Source organism: Paludibacter jiangxiensis (genome assembly GCF_001618385.1).
Classification (GTDB): Bacteria; Bacteroidota; Bacteroidia; order Bacteroidales; family Paludibacteraceae; genus Microbacter; species Microbacter jiangxiensis.
In genome coordinates this window covers 504,525-528,938 of record NZ_BDCR01000004.1, presented here as the reverse complement: position 1 = coordinate 528,938, position 24,414 = coordinate 504,525, and the positions used below count along the sequence as shown (strand labels likewise).

Sequence of the window (24,414 nt, the reverse complement as noted above, 5' to 3'; positions counted from 1 at the left end):
TATTTATTCAAATGCACCCATTTTCAGCATATTGACCTCACTCTGACTGAGGAAGCGCCATTTGCCACGGGGAAGGTTTTTCTTTGTCAAACCTGCAAAGAATACACGATCCAGACGTTTTACTCTGTAACCTAAATGATCGAATATACGACGAACAATTCGGTTTCTTCCGGAGTGAATTTCTATTCCAACTTGTTGTCTGTCGTCATCTGCAACATAATGAACTTCATCAGCGTGGATTTCTCCGTCTTCCAGCTCAATTCCACTTACAATTTGCTCCATGTCAGCCTTTGTCAGTGGCTTATCAAGGTATACGTGATAGATTTTCTTTTTATTATATTTCGGATGAGTAAGCTTTGATGCTAAATCTCCGTCATTGGTAAGGAGTAAAACTCCCGTTGTACTTCTGTCCAAACGGCCAACCGGATAAATTCTTTCTTTGCATGCATTTCTCACCAAATCAAGAACTGTATTACGTTCTTTTGGATCGTCTACAGTTGTTACAAAATCTTTTGGCTTATTGAGCAGGATGTAGATCTTACGTTCTGTTTGCACCGGCTGTTCATGAAACATGATTTTGTCTGTTGGCAGAACTTTGACTCCAAGTTCCTGAACAACTTTACCGTTAACGCTTACAACGCCGGCTTGTATGTATTCGTCAGCTTCGCGACGCGAGCAAATACCTGCATTAGCAAGATATTTGTTTAAGCGGATTGGTTCGTTCGGATCAACAGCTGGTTGTTCATACATTTTGCCATGAGAAAAACTACCTTGACGGGGATTGTTGTATCCACCCGGGCGTTGTCCGTATCCACCTCCACGGTTGTTAAAGGGACGATTGGAGTAGGGACGTTGACCTCCATCTCTGTAGTTGTTCCGTTGGTAATTATCTCCTCCTTCTCTGTACGATGGTCTGCGTTGTTGGTCGTTGCCATCTCTATACTGCTGTTGACGAGGTTGGTATGAATTTCCGTCTCTGTTGTAGCGATTGTATGATTGTTGTTGTCCGTCGCTATTCTGATTATAAGAACGATTATTATTGTTGTTGTTATAATCTCTGTTGTAAGGACGGTCAGAGTTTGGTCGGTTGTAGTTACGGTTGTAACCACCACCGCCATTATTGTCACGGTTATAAGAAGGACGCTGTTGATAGCCACCTTCCTGATTGTTGTAATTGCGGTTGTACGGGCGTTGTTGTTGATTGTCGTTTTCTCTGGGTCTGTCATAACGGGGCCTGTCAAAGTTCGAAGATGATACAGGTCCGGTACCCGGGTTTCTTGAAATACGTGGACGCGAATGTCCTTCTCTTTTGTTACCATCACGGCTGGCATTATCTCCCGAGTTATATTCGGGACGTTGCCTTCTTTCGTCTCTAAAATCCATTTTAAGAAGTAATTAATGTAAATAAATTAAGCAATACATGCTATTTGGCTATCGAAAATATCCCAAATACTTGCAATAACCCTAATTAGCTTTTTTGATAAATATAAAATATGAATGATTCTAATTACAGACTCTCGTCTATCAGTTTGATTTTCTTTTCAATTAAATTGCGTTCTTCTTTCAGTCGCTCGATTTTGTGTTCAAGTTCCTGAACTATAAGATCAGATTTTTTTGATTTGGCAGAAATGAAACCCATATTGTTTTCATAGGTGGAAATTTCAGCTTTCAAACTATCGTAAATCCGCAATAATTTTTCACGTTCACGATATAGCTGATTCGGATGTTCTCCGTCTGCAATTTTTTCGATATTATCCTTGAAAGATATTAATTTTCTGTTTATTGCATCAATATTTAATGCATCCATTTGCTTGTTCACTGCATCTTTGAATGCTTTGAAAATCTTGTCTTTCTCCTTGAACGGAACGTGTCCGATTGTACTCCATTTTGCAATAAGGGCTTTCAACTCATTTAATGATTCCTGAATATCTTCCCCTTTGACAAAATTAGCAATGCTATCGATTAAATCCTTCTTGAGTGCAAGGTTTGTATGTTCTTCTGATTTTTTGGAAGAAAATACTTTTTCTTTCTGTTCAAAGAAATAATCACAGGCAGAAACAAAACGCTTCCAAAGCATGTCAGAATATTTCTTTTGTACAGGCCCTACGGTTTTCCATTCTTTTTGAATGTCAACCATTATTTGTGTAGTTGCTTTCCAGTCTGTACTGTCTTTCAGCGACTCAGCTTTTTCACACAACGCTTTCTTTTTTTCATAGTTCGTGTCAAGTTCTGCTTTGGTCGCTTTCATAAATTCGCTCTTGGAGCGGAAAAATTGATCGCAAGCAGAACGGAAGCGTTCGTATATTTTGATGTTTTCTTTTCTTGGTGCAAATCCAATGGTTTTCCATTGCTGCTGAAGTCCAACTATTTCAGTAGTTTTTGCTTCCCAGTCTTTATATGTCTTTAATGTGGTAAGGTCAATAGCTTCCACTTGTTCACATAAAGCTGTTTTTGCAGTTAGATTTACTTCTTCCTGCGCTTTCAGAGAAGCAAAAAATTCCTGATGTTTCTTATTGATGACAGTGGAGGCATTCTTAAAACGATTCCACAAATCTTCTCTGAGTTCGCGGGCAACAGGGCCAATTTCTCTCCATTCTTCGTGGAGTTTTTGAAGCAAACGTGATGCAGCAACCACATCTTTTTCTTCAGTAAGCTTTTCTGCCGTATCACAAAGCACGGTTTTCTGTTCCAGATTCTTTTTGAAATCATAGTCGCGCATTTCATTGTTGATCTTTATCAAATCATAGAAACGCTCCATGTATAAATTGTAGGTTTTCCACAATTCATTGACTTTGGCTTGTGGCACCTGGCCTATTGCTTTCCATTCTTGCTGAAGTTTCCGAAATACAGACAGAGATTCTCCCAAATCTCCTGATTCTGCAATCGTTTTTAGTTGGTCAAGAATAGCCACTTTCTTAGAAAGATTTTCTTCTCTTTCTTTTTCGACTGCATCATAATGGGAGGCTTTTTCTTCTCTGTATTTTTGAAGCAATTCTTTCAGAACAATCTCGTTGTTATCTGTCTCCGGTTCGAAGGCCGATTCTTCACCACCATTCTCTATAAAAGCTTTTTTCTGATTTTCTATCTCGGCTTTATTCTTCTTGTAGAATAATTGCCTGATTGCATCAATCTCTTCTTTTTCTATTTCAGCAACAGACTTATTCATAACTTCTTTGAGCTTTTCTACTAATTCCGTTTGAGAAAGAGCAACATAAGCTTCAGTAAAGTTGTTTGTTGTGTCAACATTCTCTTGTTCCTGATCTACAATTCCACTTTCGGTTTCTTGTAAAGCAATTGATTCGGCTTTGCTAACTTCATTTACCGGAAGTTGAGCATTGTTGTCATCCATTAAGTCCATACGCTGTGTAAGATTTAGAGTATTTAGGAGCTTGTGAAATCTGGAATTTAGAACCAAATCTCACTTATTCATATAAATGCAAAAGTAATTACTTTTTTTGTGACTACAAACAAAAATCCAATTTCTGAGGCTCTAAAACGCAATCTTTGTTTGGTTATTAAATGAACAACAATAATTGGTGTGTATTATTCAGGAATAGTCATTTTAATACAATCTTTATATCTTTGCAGTTGTTTTTTGTAATGAATCAGTAAGCAGGTTATTTGCGGAATACAAATATGGCTTGTTTTAATAAATTTGATAGATGAAAACTATTTTAATTACCGGCGGTGCCGGCTTTATTGGATCTCATGTTGTAAGGTTGTTTGTTAATAAATATCCTGAATATCATATTGTTAATCTGGATGCTTTAACTTATGCAGGGAATCTTGAGAATTTGACAGATGTCGCTCAACGACCTAATTATACGTTTGTTAAAGCAGATATTACAGATACAGAAGCTATTCAGGCTTTGTTTAATAAATATGATTTTCAAGGAGTTATTCATCTTGCTGCTGAGTCTCATGTGGATAGATCAATTACAGATCCGTTTTCTTTTATCCGAACAAATATTTTGGGAACAGTGAACTTGATTCACGCCGCAAAAGAATCATGGAAAGGAAAAATGGGAGGTCGTCTTTTTTACCACATTTCAACAGACGAAGTATATGGTTCTCTTGGAAAAACAGGAATGTTCGCAGAGACTACTTCGTATGATCCAAGAAGTCCATATTCCTCATCTAAAGCAAGTTCTGATCATTTAGTTCGGGCTTATCATCATACGTATGGTCTTCCGGTTGTAGTTTCAAATTGTTCAAATAATTATGGCTCTCATCAGTTCCCTGAAAAGCTAATTCCGCTTTCTATTAACAACATCAAACACAATAAGCCAATTCCAATTTATGGCAAAGGTGAAAATATTAGAGACTGGTTATTTGTAGAAGATCATGCCTCAGCGATTGATACCATTTTCCATAAAGGTAAGGTCGGCGAGACGTACAATATCGGAGGCATAAATGAATGGACCAATATTGATTTAATTCATTTGTTGTGTAAAATTATGGATAAAAAGCTGGGGCGTCCGGAAGGAGAATCGGCTAAACTGATTACTTTTGTTACAGACCGGGCAGGGCATGATTTACGTTATGCAATCGATTCGTCTAAGCTGCAAAGAGAACTCGGATGGCATCCTTCTCTGCAATTTGAAGAAGGTCTTGAAAAAACTGTGGACTGGTATTTAGCAAATGAGAGTTGGATGGAGAATATCACAAGTGGTGAATATCAGAAGTATTATGCCAAACAATACGAAAACAGATAAGTAATTGTATTCAAATAATATAACAGAAAAGCCTGCAGTTTATAATGCCGGTTTTTCTGTTTTCAAAGCAAACCCTAATTTTGATTCAATAATCTCTACGACACATGGCTACAGCAAAAAAAATATCCTATACAGATTCTTTGAAAGAACTTGAAGAAATATTGGCTAAACTTGAATCAGAGGACATCTCTTTAGAAGAATTGTCACCATTGGTAAAAAAAGCATCGTTGATCATTGAACGCTGTAAACAACAATTATTTGATACAGATGCAGAAATTCAGCAAATGCTTGATAATATCAATTAATTCAACAGAGCAATAATTTTAGGGAGAAAGATTATCAATCCGATTACTACAGAAGTGATCGCTAATATCAACACTGCTCCCGCAGAAATATCTTTTACAAGTCCTGCCTTAGAATCCCATTTGGGAGAAACCATATCTACCAATGCTTCAATCGCGGTATTGAACATTTCAGCCGCAATCACAACTCCACAGCACAAGATCAAAATTGCCCATTCCATCGAACTTATGGTCAATAATATACCCAGCAAGATTACAGTCAATGCAACAAAAGTGTGTATTTTGATATTGACATGGTTCTTTGAGTATGAGGCTACTATTCCTTTAGCTGCATAGCCAAAACTTCTGAGTAAGCGGCCGAAAGAAAAGCCAGTTTGTGCCATAATCTAATGATTAAAGAAAGTGGCGATATTGGTTGCAAATAGTTTAACCGCAATGGCCAACAAAATGATGCCAAAAAACTTTCGAAGAATATAGATTCCTCCTTTCCCGATAAATTTTTCTATCTTATCTGTGAGCACAAGTACCAAATATACAAATATCATGTTAAGTGAAAGTGCGATTATGATATTAATGGTTTGATATTCAGCTCTAAGTGAGAGTAGGGAGGTGAATGACCCGGGACCTGCAATTAACGGGAAAGCAAGGGGCACAATAGATGCAACTTTCTCGGGTCCATCCATTTTGAATATCTCAACGCCTAAAGTCATTTCCATCGCCATAAAAAACAAAACGAAAGAACCTGCAACTGCAAATGACTTGATATCAACACCAAACATGCTTAGCACAATATCTCCGGCATATAAAAAGCCAAGCATCACCCCAAACGATGCTCCCACCACAGTAAGAGGATTTATGCGTTGTTTTTGTTTGATGCTCAGTACAATAGGAATCGAACCAAGTGCATCTATGATCGCAAACAGTACAACGAAAGCGCTTATTATTTCTAACAAATCTAAATGCATGATAATATAATTTGATCGTTTCGATAATCGAAAACGAGTGATGTAAATATTGTTTTTGAGAGCCTATAATAATATTCTTGCTTATAGACTCTATCCTAAACGAATCAAAGCTCTAAATCAGATTATTCACTTTGCGAATTTGTACGCACATAATAAAATGTCAGTTTGTTCGCAAGTGTAACAAGCTGATATTATGTGATATGTATGTAAGTTAAGTCAGGTGATAAAATCCTTGAAATTCGCCAGAGATTAATCTCAAAAATGCTAATTATTTCAATATATTGTGTTCTGAGCCAGTGTACATTTCAGGATAATCGGGCTTTGATTTTCCGAATCCAGTCTTTATCGCTTTTCTAAAAGAACCACATTTTCCACATGATGAGTATGCGGAAACATATCTACAGGTTGCACACGTGTTACCTTATATTGTTCATCCAGCAGACTTAAGTCTCTCGCCTGAGTAGCCGGATTGCAACTGACATATACAATTCTCTTCGGAGCTGCAAAAATAATGGCATCAACGACATTGGTGTGCATTCCTGCGCGTGGAGGATCTGTAATAATTACATCCGGATGTCCATGTTCATTGATAAAATCATTATTCAGGATGTCTTTCATATCTCCGGCGTAAAACAAAGTATTCTGTACGCTATTCAGCTCTGAATTTACTTTGGCATCTTCGATAGCTTCTGGTACATATTCAATACCAACAACTTTTTTTGCTTGGTGAGATACAAAATTGGCTATAGTTCCGGTTCCGGTGTAAAGGTCATACACCAGTTCATTTCCTGACAGCTGTGCAAAGTCTCTGACTATCTTGTATAACTCGTAAGCCTGTTTCGAATTAGTCTGGTAGAACGATTTAGCTCCAATCTTGAACTTCAAATCTTCCATTTGCTCGAAAATGTGATCTCTACCGTGGTATAAAATAACATCCTGATCGGTGATGGTATCGTTAACTTTTTCATTAATGATATAAACCAGAGATGTGATGTTGGGAAACAATGACAGGAGATGATCCAATAGATTTTCTCGTTTTTCTTTCTCCTCTTTAAAGAAGACCATTATGAGCATCAATTCTCCCGTTGTGCTGGTGCGAATTATCATGTTTCTAAGGAAACCAGCCTGGTTTCTCAGGTCGAAAAAAGCAAGATGATGCTCTATGGCATAGCTTCTAACCGCCAATCGAATTTGATTTGCAATATCGTCTTGCAGCCAACATTTTTTTATGTCTAATACTTTATCGAAATAAGTTGGAATATGAAATCCCAAAGCATTCATATCTTCGAACTGGGCGTTGGATTTGATTTCTTCGTCTGTCATCCAGCGTTTATTCGAAAAAGTGAATTCCAGCTTATTTCGGTAATGCGTTATATCTTTTGATCCTAGAATTGGAGAAATATCAGGTAATTCAATTTTACCAATTCTGGTAAGGTTGTCGGTGACTTGTTGTTGTTTGTACTTCAGCTGGGCCTGATAATTCAGATGCTGCCATTTGCAACCACCACACACTCCAAAATGTTCGCATACGGGTTCTACTCTTTCTGTTGAGTAGGAGTGGAAATTTACAGCTTTTCCTTCTGCGTAGCTGTTCTTTTTACGGGTTAACTGAATATCCACAATATCGCTGGGGGCAACATAAGGGACAAAGATGACCATGTCATTATTCTTGGCGATCGCTTTTCCTTCAGCGGCCACATCCAAGATAGTTACATTTTCAAGAATGGGAAGTGGTTTTTTAGTACGTCTCACAATAAAATCAATTTAGAGTGCAAAAGTAGAGTTTTATAATCTCCTATGCAAATTGGAATGTGACATAATTACGTCAGAGTTGCATAAAACAATACAAATTCCTGATGAGTGAGCAAATATTGCACTCTCAATTGGTTTAAAAGTGTTTATTACAGAGCTAATACATTGTTATATAGTATAATAGATGCGTTATTGGGAAATCATAATAGTTAGACCATCTAAACGAAATGAGTAAAACTGTCATGGAAGAATATTTTTCATCATTTTCAAGAAAATTTGCGACTTCATTTTTTATGTACTGATGGCTGATTTTCACGTTTGTATTTTACATTTGAAAACAAAGATGCACAATACAATTGTAAAGCAACAATTCAAGCTGAATTAAGATATACTTGATCTGGGTATTTTAATGAGTATTTCCATTTGTAAAATACGATATGTACAATCAATTAACAAGTATGATTTTAAGAACTATAATAAACTATATACTAATATATTATATGTATTTACTCTATTTTTTAATTAATAAGAATGGAGTATTTGTCCTATTTAATGCTTAAGTTACTGATAAAGTTCATTTTCATATCACTAATATCATAATAATAAGCAATATAAGACTAATTATATAAACAATATAATTAATATTCAAATATAATTAATGCCTTCCTAAACAGCTGATTTATTAGTCGTTTTATATTTACTCTGTTTTGTTCGGGTAATTTACAAATGTATTTACAAAAGGTAGCGTTATACATTTGTATAGCATTGCATTTGTGAATATTATTGTTTACATTTGTAGTGTTCAAAAACGAGTATTAGAGGCTTGTTTTTACAATTATCAAAGATCAGATGTCGCATTTAGCCCTTTTATTAGTAGTAAATCTTAATGTTGTTGTCTTATGAAAGATCGCATTTCAAAATTGATGGAGACGGAACAAATATCTCCTACTCGATTTGCAATTATGATTGGAACGCAACCATCGGTTGTCTCTCATATCTTGAATGGGCGTAATAAACCAAGTTTAGAAGTCGCTCAGAAAATTCTGAATGCCTTTCCTGCAATCAATCCAGATTGGCTTATTTTAGGGGTGGGAGCAATGTATCGCGAAGAATTGCCTTCTAGACAGGGTTCATTATTTGATATTAAGCCTGAAATATCCAGTAATACTGCTATTTATGAGCAAAAAACTGTTGAAAAAAACGTGCAGGAAAAAGAAGCGAAACAGGAAGAATCAGAAAAAGTGATGGAAAAATGTACTGTAGTGAAAGAGAAAACTGTTAAAAAGATAACCGTATACTACTCAGATATGACTTTTGAAGAGTTTCTCCCAAATTCGCTTCAGGACAAGTCGTAGAAGTTATTGACATCTCTTGTAAGTTAAGAGATAACTGCGTAATTTTGCAGTCAAATTATTACATATGAAAAAATGCTCGCTAGATATGGTTGTTTCCGCGAATATACCGTTGGGAAGCAACCATTTTTTATTGAAATTTACACATAAAGAGCAACTTCCAGAGATGTTACCTGGTCAGTTTGTTCAGGTACGGGTAGATAATGCTCCCGGAGTGTTCCTTAGACGTCCTATTTCCGTTAATTTCGTCGATCAACAGAAGAACGAATTGTGGTTATTGGTTCAGAAGGTAGGCGAAGGAACCCGGAAAATGTCTGAATATAAGACCGGAGATGTAGTAAACATGCTTCTTCCATTAGGAAATTCTTTTACAATGCCACAAAGTGCTCAATCGCGTCTATTATTGGTGGGAGGTGGAGTTGGTATTGCTCCGTTATTATATATGGGATCTCTATTAAAACAACAAGGTTGTAATCCTATGTTCTTGCTAGGTGCCAGATCTGCTGATGGTTTGATGCAAATAGATGATTTTAAGCAATTTGGAGAAGTTTTTATTACTACCGAAGATGGCAGTGCTGGTGAAAAGGGTTTTGTTACACAACACTCTAAATTACAGGAACATATTGATAAGATATACACCTGTGGGCCAACACCTATGATGCAGGCTGTTGCCCGATTTGCTCAGAATAATGATATCGAATGCGAGGCCTCGCTGGAGAATAAGATGGCATGTGGCTTTGGAGCTTGCTTATGTTGTGTAACGCAGACTCAAAGTGGTCATAAGTGCGTTTGTTCTGAAGGTCCGGTATTTAACACAAAAGAATTATCATGGCAGATTTAAAGATAAGAATAGGGGAGTTAGAGTTCAAAAATCCGGTAACGACCGCTTCCGGGACATTTGGTTTTGGCGAAGAGTATACTGATTTTATGGATTTAGATCGAATAGGGGGTATTTTTACAAAAGGCACTACCATTCGACATAGAGAAGGGAATGCTTATCCCCGTATGGCAGAGACACCATCAGGAATGTTAAATGCTGTAGGTCTGCAAAATAAAGGTGTTGACTATTTCATTTCATCTATTTATCCTCGTATAAAAGACTATGATACTAACATAATGGTCAATGTTTCCGGCTCTACTATTGAAGACTATGTAGCTACGGCTGAAAAAGTTAATGAACTGGATAAAATACCCGCTATAGAGCTCAACATATCGTGTCCGAACGTGAAGCAAGGTGGAATGACTTTCGGTGTTAGTTGCGCTGGTGCAGCAGAGGTGGTTCGGGCTGTTCGTAAAGCTTATTCCAAGACTCTGATTGTGAAATTATCTCCTAATGTGACTGATATTGCATCGATTGCTCAAGCAGTCGAAGAGGAAGGTGCTGATTCCGTGTCATTAATAAATACATTATTAGGTATGGCGATTGATGCGGAAACCAGAAAGCCCTATCTTTCAACGATAACAGGAGGCTTGTCCGGGCCTTGCGTCAAGCCTGTAGCATTACGTATGGTATGGCAGGTTGCAAAGGCTGTTAAAATACCTGTAATAGGGTTGGGAGGCATTATGAATACAGCAGATGCGATTGAATTTTTCCTTGCCGGTGCAACAGCAATCCAAATAGGCACAGCCAATTTTATAGACCCGGCTATCAGTGTAAAAGTAGTTGAAGGTATTAATGAATATCTTGACAGACACGGGTGTTCTTCCATTTATGATATAATTGGAGCGTTAGAAGCATAACATATATGAAAAAAAGCTGGTACATATCCTTGTTCATGCTATTATCCATCGTTTGGGTTTCTTTATCGTATAAAGCTCCTGATACAAAGGATAATACACATGGCGAACCTACCAAAAACGATTCCATTATTTTGGTATTCGCCGGAGATATTATGGGGCATGTACCTCAAATTGAGGCTGCTTATAATAAGTCTACAAAGACTTATGATTTTAATCCTTGTTATACCTATATAGAGCCTTATATTAAATCAGCAGACATTGCGGTAGCTAATCTGGAAGTTCCTTTAGCAGGAAAGCCATATAGTGGTTATCCTTGTTTTTCAAGCCCTGATGCGTTATTGGATGGTGCTGTTAATGCAGGGTTCAAGGTTATGCAATTGGCCAACAATCACATTGCAGATAGAGGGGAACGTGGGATTGAACGTTCTTATATTACTGTAAATAAGAAGGTAAAATCAATGGGAGTGTATCCCAATCAAGCACAGAGGGATTCTCTGTATCCTCTTATTATTGAAGTGAAAGGCTTGAAAATTGCGCTGTTGAATTGTACTTTTGGTACAAATGGACATGTAGTTTCTGCTCCGAAAATTGTTAATTTGATTGATACAGTACAAATAAGAAACGATATTCAGACTGCTCGCAAAAGGGGAGCTCAATTTGTCGTGATGACCATTCATTGGGGCAATGAATATGAATTGAAATCCAATTCTCTTCAAGAAAGCCTGGCTGGTTTTATGACAAAAGCCGGAGTTGATGCTATTATTGGTTCACATCCTCATGTAGTCCAGAATTTCGAGATGTTGAGCCGTTCTGACAGCTCTAAAATCCCTGTATTTTATTCCTTAGGAAATATGATCTCGAATCAACGTTGGCGTAATTCTAATGGGGGAATATTAGCAAGGATCACGATTTTGAAGAATAGCTGTAAAATTAAAAAAGTAGATTATCTCCCGTTTTATGTATATAAAGGAACACTGAACCGTAAATTTCAATACTATTTAATTCCTACGGAAAAATACAGAAACGGACTGTTATCTGTTAGTTTGCCAGCTCGTGATGATTCAATGTTGGTCACTTTTGATCAGGACACACGAAACCGCCTCCAAAATATACAAAGCTTCAAATAATCAATTAATTATGCTTCGCTCGTAATTGATAAAAGAATACGAATGCGGGCATTTTTCTCCAGAATTTAAGTCTTCTCGTGTTATTTCTGTCCATTGGCTATAATCTACCATAGGAAAAAACGTATCGCCTTCTAGGTTTGCATGGATATGGGTAAGATATAGACGGTCGGCTAATGGCAAGGCTTGTTTGTAAAGTATTCCTCCTCCAATAATAAATACTTCGTCCTCATTTTTACAAGATTCTAAAGCATCTTCGAGAGACCCCATTACAATGCAGTTTGGTATTTCGTGTACCGTTTTGCTTAAAACTATGTTTTTGCGATTGGGCAAAGCGCCATTGGGAAGCGATAAGAACGTTTTGTGCCCCATTATGATGGTATGGTGAAGGGTTAGTTGTTTAAATCGCTGTAAATCGCCGGGAAGATGGCATAGAAGGGCGTTATCTTTGCCGATGGCATTGTTGGAGGCTACAGCTGCTATAATTGAAATGTGTGGCATAGTCAGGAATCTATTTATGGTGCAAAAATAGATAAAATTACTCTTAAAAAAATTGAAGTGTGACATATTAGCTGCACTCTTTTCTAAAGATTATCGTTGAAATATTTATCGAATATTCTGATTTTCATGTAGAATGCTAACAGCTTATTCTGTGTTTGTTAAATTTGATCATTGCTTACGTTGTTATGAGCTGCTATTTAAGAGCTAATTGGCACTCATTCGTGGAGTTGTGAAAATTGTGATAAATTGACGCAATATTTAGCTTATTTTTTGAATATCGAAGAAAATAAGCCTTGTTTGGTTTCTGGTTTAATGAGATAAAATGCTAAATTTGCGATTAATTATTAACATCATTATCAAATACTACACCATGGCTAAACTAACAAGAGAGGATGCCTTAAACTACCATAAACAAGGCAAACCCGGTAAAATTGAGGTGGTTCCTACAAAACCTTACAGTACACAAACAGATTTATCTTTAGCTTATTCACCAGGTGTGGCAGAGCCTTGTCTAGAGATCGAAAAAGATCCGGATACAGCATATGACTACACAGCCAAAGGCAACCTTGTTGCTGTAATTTCTAATGGAACAGCAGTTTTAGGATTAGGCGATATTGGAGCATTGGCCGGGAAACCTGTTATGGAAGGTAAGGGCTTATTATTCAAAATATTTGCTGGGATTGACGTTTTTGACATCGAAGTCAACGAAAAAGATCCTGAAAAATTTATTCAGGCTGTAAAAGCTATTTCACCTACTTTCGGAGGTATAAATCTCGAAGACATCAAGGCTCCTGAATGTTTCGAAATAGAAACCCGCTTAAAAGAAGAGCTTGATATTCCTATCATGCATGACGATCAGCATGGAACGGCTATTATTTCGGCAGCAGGATTGTTAAATGCGCTTGAGATTGTAGGGAAGAAAATTGAAGAAGTAAAAATTGTTGTGAACGGTGCCGGTGCAGCAGCAAATTCCTGTGCCCGACTTTATATTTGCCTGGGGGCAAAAAGAGAGAATATTGTGATGGTTGATAGTAAGGGTGTCATTTGTGATACACGTAGCAACCTTACAGATCAGAAAAAAGAATTTGCCACTTCTCGCACAGATCTAAAAACCCTTGCAGATGCGGTATATGGATCAGATGTTTTCTTAGGATTATCTGTTGCTGACGTGTTGAGTAAAGAAATGGTTCGAACAATGGCTAAAGATCCTATTGTCTTTGCTTTGGCTAATCCGAATCCTGAAATTTCCTATGCGGATGCAATGGATTCGCGTGGCGATATTCTGTTTGCTACCGGACGTTCTGATTATCCTAATCAAATCAACAACGTACTAGGATTTCCTTATATATTTAGGGGTGCTTTGGATGTGAGATCCAGAACTATTAATGAAGAAATGAAAGTTGCTGCTGTGCGCGCTATTGCTGAATTGGCCAAAAAGCCGGTTCCTGATGTAGTTAACGCTGCGTACAATTTAAGCAAACTTAGCTTTGGTCGCTCTTACATAATTCCTAAGCCTTTAGATCCCCGGTTGCTTACAACTGTAGCACCAGCTGTAGCCAAAGCTGCAATTGATTCAGGTGTAGCCCGTATTCAAATTGAAGACTGGGAAGCATACAAGGATAAGTTGCGAGAACTGATGGGTTCGGATAACAAGATGCTGCGACATTTTGTTGAGATGGCTCGCCAAAGTCCGAAAAGAGTGGTATTTTCAGAAGCTAACCTTTTGAATGTGCTTAAAGCTGCTGAACTAGCTAAGGCAGAGGGTGTATGTCATCCAATATTGCTCGGGAATGAAGAACGTATAGAGAAGATGGCTGCAGAGAATAATATCGACCTTGCAGGAATTGAAATAGTAAATTTGCGCCATGACAGGGAAGAAGAACGTCGTACGCGTTATGCGTCATTGCTTACTGAAAAGTGTGGCCGGGATGGTATGACTCTTCCAGACGCTCTTGAAAAAATGTTTGAGCGTAATTATTTTGGTATGATGATGGTAGAAACCGGTGATGCAGATGCGATGATTACGGGCTCCTACACAAACTTTACTGAAAGTATTAATGCCGCAAAACAGGTGATAGGCATCAGAGAAGGTGTGCATAATATTGCAGCAATGCATATTCTGAACACTAAAAAAGGAACTTTCTTTATGGCCGATACCTTATTTAACAGACATCCCAATACAGACGTGCTGGTGGATATTGCCAAATTGGCTAATGATGCCGTTAAATTCTTTAACCATCAACCTGTTATGGCAATGATCTCTTATTCTAACTTTGGTATTGACAAAACAGGAAGCCCGGCCAGCGTACATAATGTAGTGAAACGACTTCATGCTGAATGTCCGGATATGATTGTGGATGGAGAAATGCAGGTGAATATTGCTCTGAACAAAAAACTGCGTGATGAAAAATATTCTTTCAATAAATTGGCTGGTAGAGATGTTAATACATTGGTATTCCCTAATTTAAGTTCTGCGAATACAGCTAGTAAGCTGTTGTTGGAAATGGGATTAGCAGACATGATCGGTCCGATCCAAATGGGATTGAATAAGCCAATTCATATTCTTGATGTGGAAAGTTCTGTTCGGGATATTGTAAATATGACTATAGTTGCAGTATTGGATGCTATAGTGGAAGATCAAAAAAGAAACAATAAAGTTGGAGATTTAGTATAAAGATGTTGCAGATTGATGATACAATTATAAGTTTGGATCTGTTTGATCAGTGCTTTTGTTGCGATTTGAAAGCATGTAAGGGCATTTGTTGCGTGGAAGGAGAAGAGGGTGCTCCCGTAGAATTGGATGAAATAGCTCAAATAGAAGAGATTTTGCCATTAATATGGGATCAACTGACACCTGATGCACAAGAGGTTATTAATGAGCAGGGTGTGGCTTATATTGACCGTGAAGGCGATATGGCGATTTCTATTGTTCATGGTGCGGAATGTGTTTTTGCAACAAAAGGGGAAGATGGTATTTGGAGTTGTTTGCTTGAACAGTTGTACAACGCGGGTAAAACAACATTCAGAAAACCAATTTCGTGTCATTTATACCCAATACGCACAAAAAAATTCCCTACTTTTCAAGCCGTAAACTATCATAAATGGCATATTTGCAAAGACGCTGTTGTTGATGGAAGAAAGAAGAACTTATTATTGTATCAATATCTCAAAGAACCTTTAATCAGGAAGTTTGGCAAACAATGGTATGATCAGCTTGTTGTTGCTGCTGAGCATATTGTAAAACAATAATTAAAGATTCATAACAAACAAGCGCCCCGCTTAATTTTCAATGAAGATTGAGCGGGGTTCGTTTATTTTTATCTGTATAATTTACTATTTTTGCACAAAAAAAGAATCACATGTTTAGAACGCATACTTGCGGCGAACTTCGCCATACTCATGTTAATGAAACCGTCACTTTGGCCGGTTGGGTACAAAAAACGCGTAAAATGGGAGGTATGACCTTTGTGGACTTGCGCGATCGTTATGGAGTTACCCAATTAGTTTTTAATCAGGATGTTAATGCTGAATTGTGCGAAAAAGCAAATCGCATGGGACGTGAATGGGTTATTCAGGTCAAAGGTGAAGTTGCAGAGCGAAGTAATAAAAATCCGAATTTATCTACGGGTGATATTGAGTTAATTGTAAGTGAATTAAATATCATAAACGAATCTAAAACACCGCCATTTACTATAGAGGATGATACGGATGGAGGTGATGACCTGAGAATGGAGTATCGTTATCTTGATTTACGCCGTTCTTCCGTTCGTAAAAATATGGAGTTAAGACATCGTATAGCTTTTGAAGTGCGTCGTTATCTCGATCAACAAAACTTTCTGGAAGTAGAAACTCCCATTTTAATTAAATCGACACCAGAAGGAGCTCGTGACTTTGTGGTGCCATCCCGAATGAATTCTGGTGAATTTTATGCCTTGCCTCAGTCTCCTCAATTGTATAAGCAATTATTGATGGTTTCAGGCTTTGACCGTTATTTTCAGATAGCAAAATGTTTCAGAGATGAAGATTTGCGTGCTGATCGTCAGCCTGAATTTACTCAGATAGATTGTGAGATGTCATATGTAGAGCAAGAAGATGTGCTCAATTTGTTTGAAGGGATGATGATTCATCTTTTCAAGTATGTAAAAGACATTACGATTGATTCTTTGCCTCGCATTACATACGCTGATGCTATGAGGTTATATGGTTCGGACAAGCCGGATATTCGTTTTGGAATGACTTTTGTTGAATTGAAAGAGTTTGTCGGGGGGCACGATTTTGTCGTATTCGACAGCGCTGAATACGTAGGAGGTATATGTGCTGAAGGTTGTGCAACTTATACCAGAAAACAACTTGATGAATTGACCGACTTTGTAAAACGTCCTCAAATTGGAGCAAAGGGGTTGGTTTATATTAAGTACGAAGCAGACGGCACAATCAAATCATCTATAGATAAATTTTACACTGCTGATGATCTTAAGAAGATAGCAGAAGCAATGAATGCTAAGCCGGGTGACTTGATTCTGATTTTGGCCGGATCCAAAGTAAAAACACAAAAAGCGTTGTGTGAATTGCGTTTAGAGATGGGGAGTCGTTTGGGCTTGCGCGATAAAAATAAATTTGCGCCTTTGTGGGTAATTGACTTTCCTTTGTTTGAATGGGATGAAGATACACAGCGTTTTTACGCTATGCATCATGCTTTTACATCTCCGAATTTAGAAGATACTCCATACCTGGAATCAGATCCAGGTAGAGTCAGAGCTTACGCTTATGATATGGTTATAAATGGCGTTGAACTTGGCGGAGGTTCTATTCGTATTCACAGTAGTGAGCTTCAACATAAAATTTTCCGTTTAATGGGCTTTTCAGAAGAAGAGGCACAATACAAGTTCGGATTCCTTATGGATGCATTCAAATATGGAGCACCACCTCATGGAGGACTGGCTTTTGGATTGGATCGTTGTGTATCTCTTTTTGCAGGATTGGACAGCATTCGTGACTGTATTGCATTTCCAAAGAATAACTCGGGTAGGGATGTAATGAGTGGAGCGCCTTCTCAAATAGAAGAATCTCAGCTTAAAGAACTCAATATCAATATTACATTGCCAGATATTGAATAAAATATAATGTCTTATATAAAGCAAAGCAGAGCCAAAAGCTCTGCTTTTTTTGATTTACATCAACGAGTATTTAAATGCAACGTTTAGTTGAATGCTGGTTGGGTGTGGTTTTGCAAATGTATTGATAGCAGAATTGCTTGTCCGGAATGACCCTTGTACAGTGGTAGGAGTGGTTTATAAAAAAAAAGAGGATGTTCGATTGAACATCCTCTTAGAGCTTTTCGAGTTTATATTATTATTGAACTTCTACTACTTGGTAAGAAGATTTCAATGTAGTAAGACGGTTTTTAGCTTTTTCTTTATAAAGTTGTGGAATGACACCGTGTCCAACAACTGTTAAGCGGCTTTTGTCTACTCCAGCTTTTGTAATTGCTTTTGCAACAGCCTGAGCACGTTTTTTGCTTAATTTCAGGTTGTATGCTTTGCTGCCTGAATTTTTGTCAGCATAGCCATCAACGGTTAATTTTGCATCAGGATTAGCTTTCAGGAATGCAACAGTTTCTTCAATTGTCGCTTTCTTGTTAAGGTCATTTAAGCTTGAATTGTCAAAGCCAAAGAAAATTTCTTTAGAAAATTCCTTTGTAACAGTTTTTGTTACTTTAGGAGCGGGAACCTTAACAAATACAGTATCGTGTTTTACAACTTCTTTGATTTGGATTACTGGTTCTGGAGCAGGTGTGGGAGCTGCTTTAGATGTAGCTTTGAAGTGGTATGTAAAACCAACCTGGAAAGCTGTGAAATCATCAAAGAAAAGACCAGCTTTTACGCCGTTGAATCCATCGCGAACAGCGTTGGTTGCTACTTCTGCGTTCAGGTCAAATTGTTTTGAAAGATGGAAGCTTCCAAGTAAACCTGCGCGTACAATAGGAGTTAATTGCTTTTTTGCTGCAACTTGATTCGCAGAACGAACACCTAAGCCAATGCCACCAAATGCAGTGACATCAAAAATTCTGTCAGGATTGTAACCACCCCACCAGTTGCTCAAGTTTACTGTCAGATCACCGGTAAAGTTAACGCTCCACCAATCAGGATTGTTTACTTTTGTGTACGCATTGTAGCCTTGCCAGCCATGACGCGCCCAGCCTAATTCGCCACGTAAGCCAATAACCGGATTAAAATCGTAACCTAATCCGAAAGTAGAAAGCACACCACCATCATTTCTGAAATTGATAGAGTTTCCGCTTTTAAAAATGTTACTTCCTTCACCTAAAAATAAATTGTAACCGGTATAGAGACTCATATACCAACCTGGCTGAAAAGTAGCTTTTGCATCTTTTGCATCGGCTTTTTTGTCAGCTTGAGCATTTGCTACTGCAATGAAAGCAAAGAGTAGCAATCCACATGTGATAATTTTTTTCATTTTTCAAAAAATTTTAATTAAACAACAGCTTGATTTTTTCACTTTATACTCTATAGAAAGCCTAAGAATATTTCCTTAAAATTAGAATTCTTAATGCGGGAATTTGTTGTCAATTTTTTAGAAGAAAATAATTTTTCTTTCATACGAACAAGGGTGAAATGTAGAAAAATCGTGGTTTTTTGAACAAACCGTCAAAAATACTTAAGGCAAAGATAGCGCTAATTTTATATCACACTTTCCGTATATAGTTAAAAAAAATCAAATCAAAAAAGGATTGAATAACAATTTGTGAAAATACAAACAATCAATAAGATATAGGCGCTAAAATTCCACAAATGCTCATTATTACAAATGATTATGCGATAATTAAGAATGAAAAATGAATCAAAATGATTCTATTTTTACTTATATTAAACATTTTGACTTTAAATATTAGCGCGAAATATTGAACGTTTATTGATTAAATACCTTTTGAAGTGTTAAGAATGGATTTGTTTTATTCTATTCAAATTTTTATTTTGTGGTATGAAGCGTAATCCCATTGGCAATTAACAAAGCATTAATGGAAGGGTCCTGCCCTCTGAATCGTTTGTATAAGGTCATCGGCTTTTCGGATCCTCCATTGGAAAGAATGTTATTGCGGAAAGAATTAGCTACGTCCTGATTAAAGATGCCGGCATTTTGAAAGGCTGCAAAAGAGTCAGCAGCCAGTACTTCAGCCCATTTATAGCTGTAGTATCCGGCGGCATACCCACCTGAAAAGATATGTCCGAATGCCGAGCTAATACACGTGTTTTCAAGAGAAGGTAATAATTGAGTCTGCTTTTCAGCTTGTTTTTCAAATTCAATCACATTAGTTGAGAAGTCTTTTTCTAGCATATGCCATGCCATATCGATGAATCCAAAATTCAATTGACGTATGCATTGGTATCCTATGTTATAATTTTCAGCATTTTTGATTTTTTGAATCATTTCAAAAGGGATTAATTCCTTCGTTTGATACTGGAATGCAAAATCATCAAGGAATTCTTTTTCAACAGCATAGTTTTCCATGAACTGCGAGGGGCATTCTACAAAATCGCGATATACAGACGTCCCCGAGAGTGATAGATATATTGTGTTGGAAAAAATGCCATGTAGGGCATGTCCAAATTCATGAAGGAATGTTTTCACTTCATCGAAGGAAAGAAGGGCTGGTTTTGTTTTTGTAGGACGGGTAAAATTCATCACCAGACTAATATGAGGACGATGATTGTCCTCTCCGTCTTTCCATTGGCCTTTGAATTCTGTCATCCATGCACCTGGTCGCTTTCCTTGTCGGGGAAAGAAGTCTGTGTAGAGTAGGGCAAGGTATTGTCCATCCTGATCAAATACCTCAAACGTTTTCACTTCCGGATGATATACGGGAATATTCGTGTTTTCTTTGAAGGTAATTCCGTATAATTTAGTTGCTAAGCCAAAGACTCCCGTAATTACATTGTTGAGTTCAAAATACGGACGCAATGAATCTTCATTGAAAGTGAATGTTTGATCCTTGAGCTTTTCTGCATAGTAAGCCCAATCCCAAGGCTTTAATTGTTCTGTAAATCCTAGACTTGCAGCATATTTCTGCACAGCTTCTATTTCTTTATCGGCTACAGGTTTATAGGCGGTTAACAGCTCATTAAGAAGCTTGTATACATTGTCGCTCGTTTCGGCCATTCTATCTTTCAGTACATATTCTGCATATGTCTTATGACCTAATAATTGAGCAAGTTGCAGTCTGTTATTCACAATAGAGCGAATTATTTCCTGATTGTCATTGGCGTCATTATGAATTCCTTTTGTGCAGAATGCCATGTAAAGTTGCTGTCTCAGCTCCCGGTTATCTAAAAATTTCATGGCTGGCACATAACTCGGAGCTGTCAAGTCAAGTAGCCATCCATTTTGTCCTTTTGCCGAGGCTTTTGCAGCAGCAGCTTCAAGATAGTCGTCAGATAGTCCGGTTAACCGCTGTTTATCTGAAATAATCAGGGAATAGTCGTTGACTTCTTTCAGAATATTTCTATCGAAGGTCAAAGACGCGGTGTCAAGTTTTTCCGTGAGGTTTCGATACGTAATTTTATCCGTATCATTCAAATTTGCTCCGTTATCGGCAAAGCTGTCGTATGTCTTTTGTAATAAGGTTTGTTGTTCTGCGACTAATTCCAAATAATCTTTTTGAATAAATACCTGTTTCACTCTTTCAAAAAGCTGTGCATTTAATGAGATATTATTGGAATGATCGGTCAGCATCGGAGAAATCTCTTCTGCAAGTTGTTGCATCTCATCAGTCGTTTCAGCACTGTTAAGGTTGAAGAATGTATTTGTTACAAGAGAAAGTAAACGTCCTGAATTTTCGAGGGCTTCAATTGTATTTTGAAACGTGGGGACATCTTTGTTTCCAACAATAGCATCAATTTCGGATTCATGTATGCGAATGGCTTCCTGAAATGACGGCAAATAGTGCTCGAGCTTGATTTCATTGAATGGAATAGCTGCGTGTGGGGTATCGAATGGATGTAAGAACGGATTATTCGAAATGCTATTGTATGAAGATAACGTAGATTTTTCTGTCATATTTTTAAATGTGTAGGGTTATAATCTATAGCAAAGTTAGGTTTTTATGCTAGAAGGATGAAATAAAAAAAGCGTAAGCAGGGTAGTTTTACCATACTTACGCTTTCTGAAATTTGCGTCAGTGTTTAGTACTGAGGGTTATGATTGTCTTTGAGGTCGTTGGTATCAATTTGCTTTTTATCCATCATTCGCCATGCATAAAAAATGTAGGCCAAAACTACCGGAATAAAAAGAGAAACAACGCTCATTACCTTTAATGTAAAGAGACTTGAAGAACTGTTTCGAATCGTGAGTGAACTTTGTAAATCTGAAACCGATGGGTAGAAGGCCGTATTGTTATAGCCAAGAATTAACAGCAACGATAATACAGCTAATACTGTACCTAAACCAGCAAACCAGATTCCTTTAGTGCTGCGAGAGCAGAACACTCCGATACCAATGCCATATAGAAGGGCTACAACGCCGACAAGCAACATAATCCCAATCAGTGGCATTTCTATTAAGTTGTGGAAATACTTAGCGTTTTGCATGTAAACTTCTCCGGTTTCAGGATGTACTGCAAAGCCTTTGGCACATAGTGTCCATATGAAAAAGGCAAGGAATGTGACCAAAAACAGAATGGAATTGATTAATACCTGTTTCCGGGAGCGTGCATTAATAGCCACGTGGCGTATGTTGTTGATAAAATAAAGGCTGCCCAACACTCTGGCAAGGAAGAAAACAGCAAGTCCGAGTAGTACATTACGAGGGTTAGCTACAGCTTCAAGGCCATGTAACGGGTTTTGCCATGTCGAAATTACCGGCATCAACGGTTGATAGATATTTTCTTTGTTCACAATAAATTCGCTGCCAGTAAAGAAAGTTCCCACTGCGGTTCCAAATAGCAATAATCCGACAAATCCATTGAGAAGCAAAAAAGCTTCATATGTTTTATGACCCAGAATATTGCCTTCTTTTTTTCTGAATTCATAGCTGAAAGCTTGTAGCACAAAGCAAATCAAAATAAGCATCCAGGGCCAATAGGCACCTCCAAAGCTGGTGGAATAAAAAAGCGGAAAAGAGGCAAAAAATCCGCCCCCAAAAGTAACCAGCGTAGTGAATGTAAATTCCCATTTTCTTCCAATAGAATTTACCATAAGCGTTCTTTCTTCGTCGGTTTTCCCAATGGTATACAGCAAGGATTGTCCTCCCTGAACAAAAAACAGGAAGACCAGTATGGCACCGAGCAACGATACTAAAAACCACCAATATTCTTGATAAAAAGCGTAATCCATAATTATTGAATTAAAATTGTTTAATCGATAGTGTTTATCAGTTACAATGGACCTTATTGTATGTGTTCAGGCCCTTTGCGAATCTCGTGCACCATAATGCTTACAATGGCAATGAAAAGGACGATAAACAGTATGGCAAAAAATGCGAATGTTGTCTGGATAGAGCTCACGGGTATGCTGGATACAGCTGCAAATGTTGGTAAAAGATCCTGAATTGCCCAGGGCTGGCGTCCGACTTCAGCAACAATCCAACCAGAGAAAGAAGTAAGGTAAGCCAGGGGAATAGCCCATAATGCAAACTTCTGAAGCCATTTCATGTTTTCAATTCTGCGACGGATGTATAGAATGAAGATGAAGTATAAGAGGAAAAAGCCTCCGAAAATTACCATGAAACGGAATGAATAGAAAGTAAGCGGTACATTCGGAATCAACTGTTTTTTATCTTTAATATAACCGTAACCATAGTAGGGGGATGTAGCTGCAAAAACAGCCTTATTCACAGCGGCCAGAGAATCATTGTGTTCTTTTTGAGCTAATTTATAGCCTTTTAGAGCATTTTGAGCCATTTTGCCGAACACAATTTTTTCGTCTGTTGTGACAGGTTTGACAGCCTGACCGTCAGGTTTTGTTTCCAGATAGCCGCCATCCAATAAGTCTTTAATGCCGGGAACGTGGGCGTCAAAATTTCTGAAAGCTAAAAAAGAGAGCAATTTCGGAGCGGTTATTTTAACAAGAAACGGATTTGTAGCATCGTTATATTCTTTTTTTGCCGGATTCAGGATACCCATGGCAACTAATCCTTCTCCGTTATGTCCCTGATAAAGACCTTCCATTGCGGCGAGTTTCATAGGTTGTTTTTGCGCTACCTGATAAGCCGAACCGTCACCACTGTACATAGCCAGTATTATACCCAATAAACCAAAAGCAGCAGCTATTCGTATGCTTTTATGTGCAAACTCAATATTGCGTTTTTTCATCAGATACCAGCAACTGACACCGATTACAAATGTAGCTCCCACAATCCAGGACGATGTAACGGTATGAAAAAATTTATTCATTGCCATCGGAGAGAAGAGTACAGCCCAAAAATCGGTCATTTCGCTGCGAACTGTATCTATATTGAAGGAAGTACCTGTAGGATATTGCATCCAGGCATTTGCGACTAAAATCCATAATGAAGATAATGTGGCACCAAACCATGTGAGCCAGGTTGCTGCGAGGTGAAAGCCTTTGCTGACTTTGTTCCAGCCAAAAAACATGATAACAAAGAAAGTTGATTCCAGGAAAAAGGCCATTATACCTTCAATAGCAAGCGGGGCTCCAAAAATATCGCCAACAAGCCAACTATAATTGGACCAGTTAGTGCCAAATTGAAACTCTAAGATTAAACCTCCGGCTACCCCCACGGCAAAGTTGATGCCAAAAAGACGCATCCAGAACTTTGTCATTGTTTGCCATTCGGCTTTACCTGTTTTGTAATATACGGTTTCCATTACAGCCATAATAAAACCAAGGCTCAATGTCAACGGTACGAAAATCCAATGATCCATAGCGGTCATTGCAAACTGGGCACGAGACCAGTCAATGATAGATAAATCGAGTGTTTCCATGCGC

The 24,414-nt window shown here is 37.8% G+C and carries 19 protein-coding genes; 9 read left to right on the top strand and 10 right to left on the bottom strand.

What is annotated here, in order from left to right; all coding sequences use genetic code 11:
• Nucleotides 1-3 precede the first annotated feature (3 nt).
• Together PJIAN_RS12310 and PJIAN_RS12305 are read right to left on the bottom strand one after the other, a co-directional pair.
• On the bottom strand, nucleotides 4-1,383 hold the full coding sequence (locus PJIAN_RS12310) for a pseudouridine synthase (RefSeq protein WP_068705478.1): 1,380 nt from the start codon (nucleotides 1,381-1,383) through the stop codon (nucleotides 4-6).
• Between the two features lie 124 nt (nucleotides 1,384-1,507).
• Nucleotides 1,508-3,349 (bottom strand): DUF349 domain-containing protein, encoded by a 1,842-nt coding sequence (locus PJIAN_RS12305; protein ID WP_068705476.1) that lies wholly within the window; start codon nucleotides 3,347-3,349, stop codon nucleotides 1,508-1,510.
• Nucleotides 3,350-3,662: 313 nt separating this feature from the next.
• Here PJIAN_RS12305 and rfbB point away from each other — a divergent pair, with 313 nt between their 5' ends.
• Nucleotides 3,663-4,715, top strand: a complete 1,053-nt coding sequence (gene rfbB / locus PJIAN_RS12300) for a dTDP-glucose 4,6-dehydratase (protein ID WP_068705474.1) — start codon at nucleotides 3,663-3,665, stop codon at nucleotides 4,713-4,715.
• A gap of 104 nt (nucleotides 4,716-4,819) precedes the next feature.
• Nucleotides 4,820-5,020, top strand: a complete 201-nt coding sequence (gene xseB, locus PJIAN_RS12295; protein ID WP_068705472.1) for an exodeoxyribonuclease VII small subunit — start codon at nucleotides 4,820-4,822, stop codon at nucleotides 5,018-5,020.
• Here xseB and PJIAN_RS12290 read toward each other — a convergent pair.
• The 3 genes from PJIAN_RS12290 to rlmD form a co-directional block, all read right to left on the bottom strand.
• Nucleotides 5,017-5,400 carry a diacylglycerol kinase family protein gene (locus PJIAN_RS12290; RefSeq protein WP_068705470.1) on the bottom strand — a complete coding sequence of 128 codons (384 nt, stop codon included), beginning with the start codon at nucleotides 5,398-5,400 and terminating at the stop codon, nucleotides 5,017-5,019. The two genes, xseB and PJIAN_RS12290, sit on opposite strands and share 4 nt — an antisense overlap.
• 3 nt (nucleotides 5,401-5,403) lie before the next feature.
• Nucleotides 5,404-5,988 carry a MarC family protein gene (locus tag PJIAN_RS12285; protein WP_439951412.1) on the bottom strand — a complete coding sequence of 195 codons (585 nt, stop codon included), beginning with the start codon at nucleotides 5,986-5,988 and terminating at the stop codon, nucleotides 5,404-5,406.
• A 336-nt stretch (nucleotides 5,989-6,324) separates the two neighbouring features.
• Nucleotides 6,325-7,734, bottom strand: a complete 1,410-nt coding sequence (rlmD, locus tag PJIAN_RS12280) for a 23S rRNA (uracil(1939)-C(5))-methyltransferase RlmD (protein WP_068705467.1) — start codon at nucleotides 7,732-7,734, stop codon at nucleotides 6,325-6,327.
• An 899-nt stretch (nucleotides 7,735-8,633) separates the two neighbouring features.
• Between rlmD and PJIAN_RS12275 the strand changes: the two genes are divergently transcribed.
• The 4 genes from PJIAN_RS12275 (at nucleotide 8,634) to PJIAN_RS12260 (ending at nucleotide 11,953) form a co-directional block, all read left to right on the top strand.
• Nucleotides 8,634-9,089: a helix-turn-helix domain-containing protein gene (locus PJIAN_RS12275; RefSeq protein ID WP_068705465.1), complete on the top strand. Its 456-nt coding sequence runs from the start codon at nucleotides 8,634-8,636 to the stop codon at nucleotides 9,087-9,089.
• 64 nt (nucleotides 9,090-9,153) lie between these two features.
• Nucleotides 9,154-9,927 carry a dihydroorotate dehydrogenase electron transfer subunit gene (locus tag PJIAN_RS12270; RefSeq protein WP_068705463.1) on the top strand — a complete coding sequence of 258 codons (774 nt, stop codon included), beginning with the start codon at nucleotides 9,154-9,156 and terminating at the stop codon, nucleotides 9,925-9,927.
• Nucleotides 9,915-10,826 carry a dihydroorotate dehydrogenase gene (locus PJIAN_RS12265; RefSeq protein ID WP_068705461.1) on the top strand — a complete coding sequence of 304 codons (912 nt, stop codon included), beginning with the start codon at nucleotides 9,915-9,917 and terminating at the stop codon, nucleotides 10,824-10,826. Before PJIAN_RS12270 ends, PJIAN_RS12265 begins: the two co-directional genes overlap by 13 nt.
• Nucleotides 10,827-10,831: 5 nt before the next feature.
• Nucleotides 10,832-11,953: a CapA family protein gene (locus PJIAN_RS12260; RefSeq protein ID WP_068705460.1), complete on the top strand. Its 1,122-nt coding sequence runs from the start codon at nucleotides 10,832-10,834 to the stop codon at nucleotides 11,951-11,953.
• Here PJIAN_RS12260 and PJIAN_RS12255 read toward each other — a convergent pair whose 3' ends face one another.
• Nucleotides 11,954-12,451, bottom strand: coding sequence for a dihydrofolate reductase (locus tag PJIAN_RS12255; RefSeq protein ID WP_068705458.1), 498 nt, complete (start codon nucleotides 12,449-12,451; stop codon nucleotides 11,954-11,956). It lies immediately after the preceding gene.
• 370 nt (nucleotides 12,452-12,821) lie between these two features.
• Here PJIAN_RS12255 and PJIAN_RS12250 point away from each other — a divergent pair, with 370 nt between their 5' ends.
• From PJIAN_RS12250 to aspS, 3 genes are all read left to right on the top strand, one after another.
• On the top strand, nucleotides 12,822-15,125 hold the full coding sequence (locus PJIAN_RS12250) for an NADP-dependent malic enzyme (protein WP_068705457.1): 2,304 nt from the start codon (nucleotides 12,822-12,824) through the stop codon (nucleotides 15,123-15,125).
• Nucleotides 15,126-15,127: 2 nt separating this feature from the next.
• On the top strand, nucleotides 15,128-15,700 hold the full coding sequence (locus PJIAN_RS12245; protein WP_068705455.1) for a DUF3109 family protein: 573 nt from the start codon (nucleotides 15,128-15,130) through the stop codon (nucleotides 15,698-15,700).
• A gap of 110 nt (nucleotides 15,701-15,810) precedes the next feature.
• Nucleotides 15,811-17,568: an aspartate--tRNA ligase gene (gene aspS, locus PJIAN_RS12240; protein ID WP_068705453.1), complete on the top strand. Its 1,758-nt coding sequence runs from the start codon at nucleotides 15,811-15,813 to the stop codon at nucleotides 17,566-17,568.
• Between the two features lie 235 nt (nucleotides 17,569-17,803).
• Here aspS and PJIAN_RS12235 read toward each other — a convergent pair whose 3' ends face one another.
• The 4 genes from PJIAN_RS12235 to PJIAN_RS12220 form a co-directional block, all read right to left on the bottom strand.
• Nucleotides 17,804-18,928 carry an OmpA family protein gene (locus PJIAN_RS12235; RefSeq protein ID WP_068705451.1) on the bottom strand — a complete coding sequence of 375 codons (1,125 nt, stop codon included), beginning with the start codon at nucleotides 18,926-18,928 and terminating at the stop codon, nucleotides 17,804-17,806.
• Nucleotides 18,929-19,441: 513 nt separating this feature from the next.
• Complete coding sequence (locus PJIAN_RS12230; RefSeq protein WP_068705449.1) at nucleotides 19,442-21,526, bottom strand: M3 family metallopeptidase; 2,085 nt, start codon at nucleotides 21,524-21,526, stop codon at nucleotides 19,442-19,444.
• Nucleotides 21,527-21,651: 125 nt separating this feature from the next.
• Nucleotides 21,652-22,800: a cytochrome d ubiquinol oxidase subunit II gene (gene cydB / locus PJIAN_RS12225; protein ID WP_068705447.1), complete on the bottom strand. Its 1,149-nt coding sequence runs from the start codon at nucleotides 22,798-22,800 to the stop codon at nucleotides 21,652-21,654.
• Nucleotides 22,801-22,853: 53 nt separating this feature from the next.
• Complete coding sequence (locus tag PJIAN_RS12220; protein ID WP_068705445.1) at nucleotides 22,854-24,410, bottom strand: cytochrome ubiquinol oxidase subunit I; 1,557 nt, start codon at nucleotides 24,408-24,410, stop codon at nucleotides 22,854-22,856.
• Nucleotides 24,411-24,414: the final 4 nt, after the last annotated feature.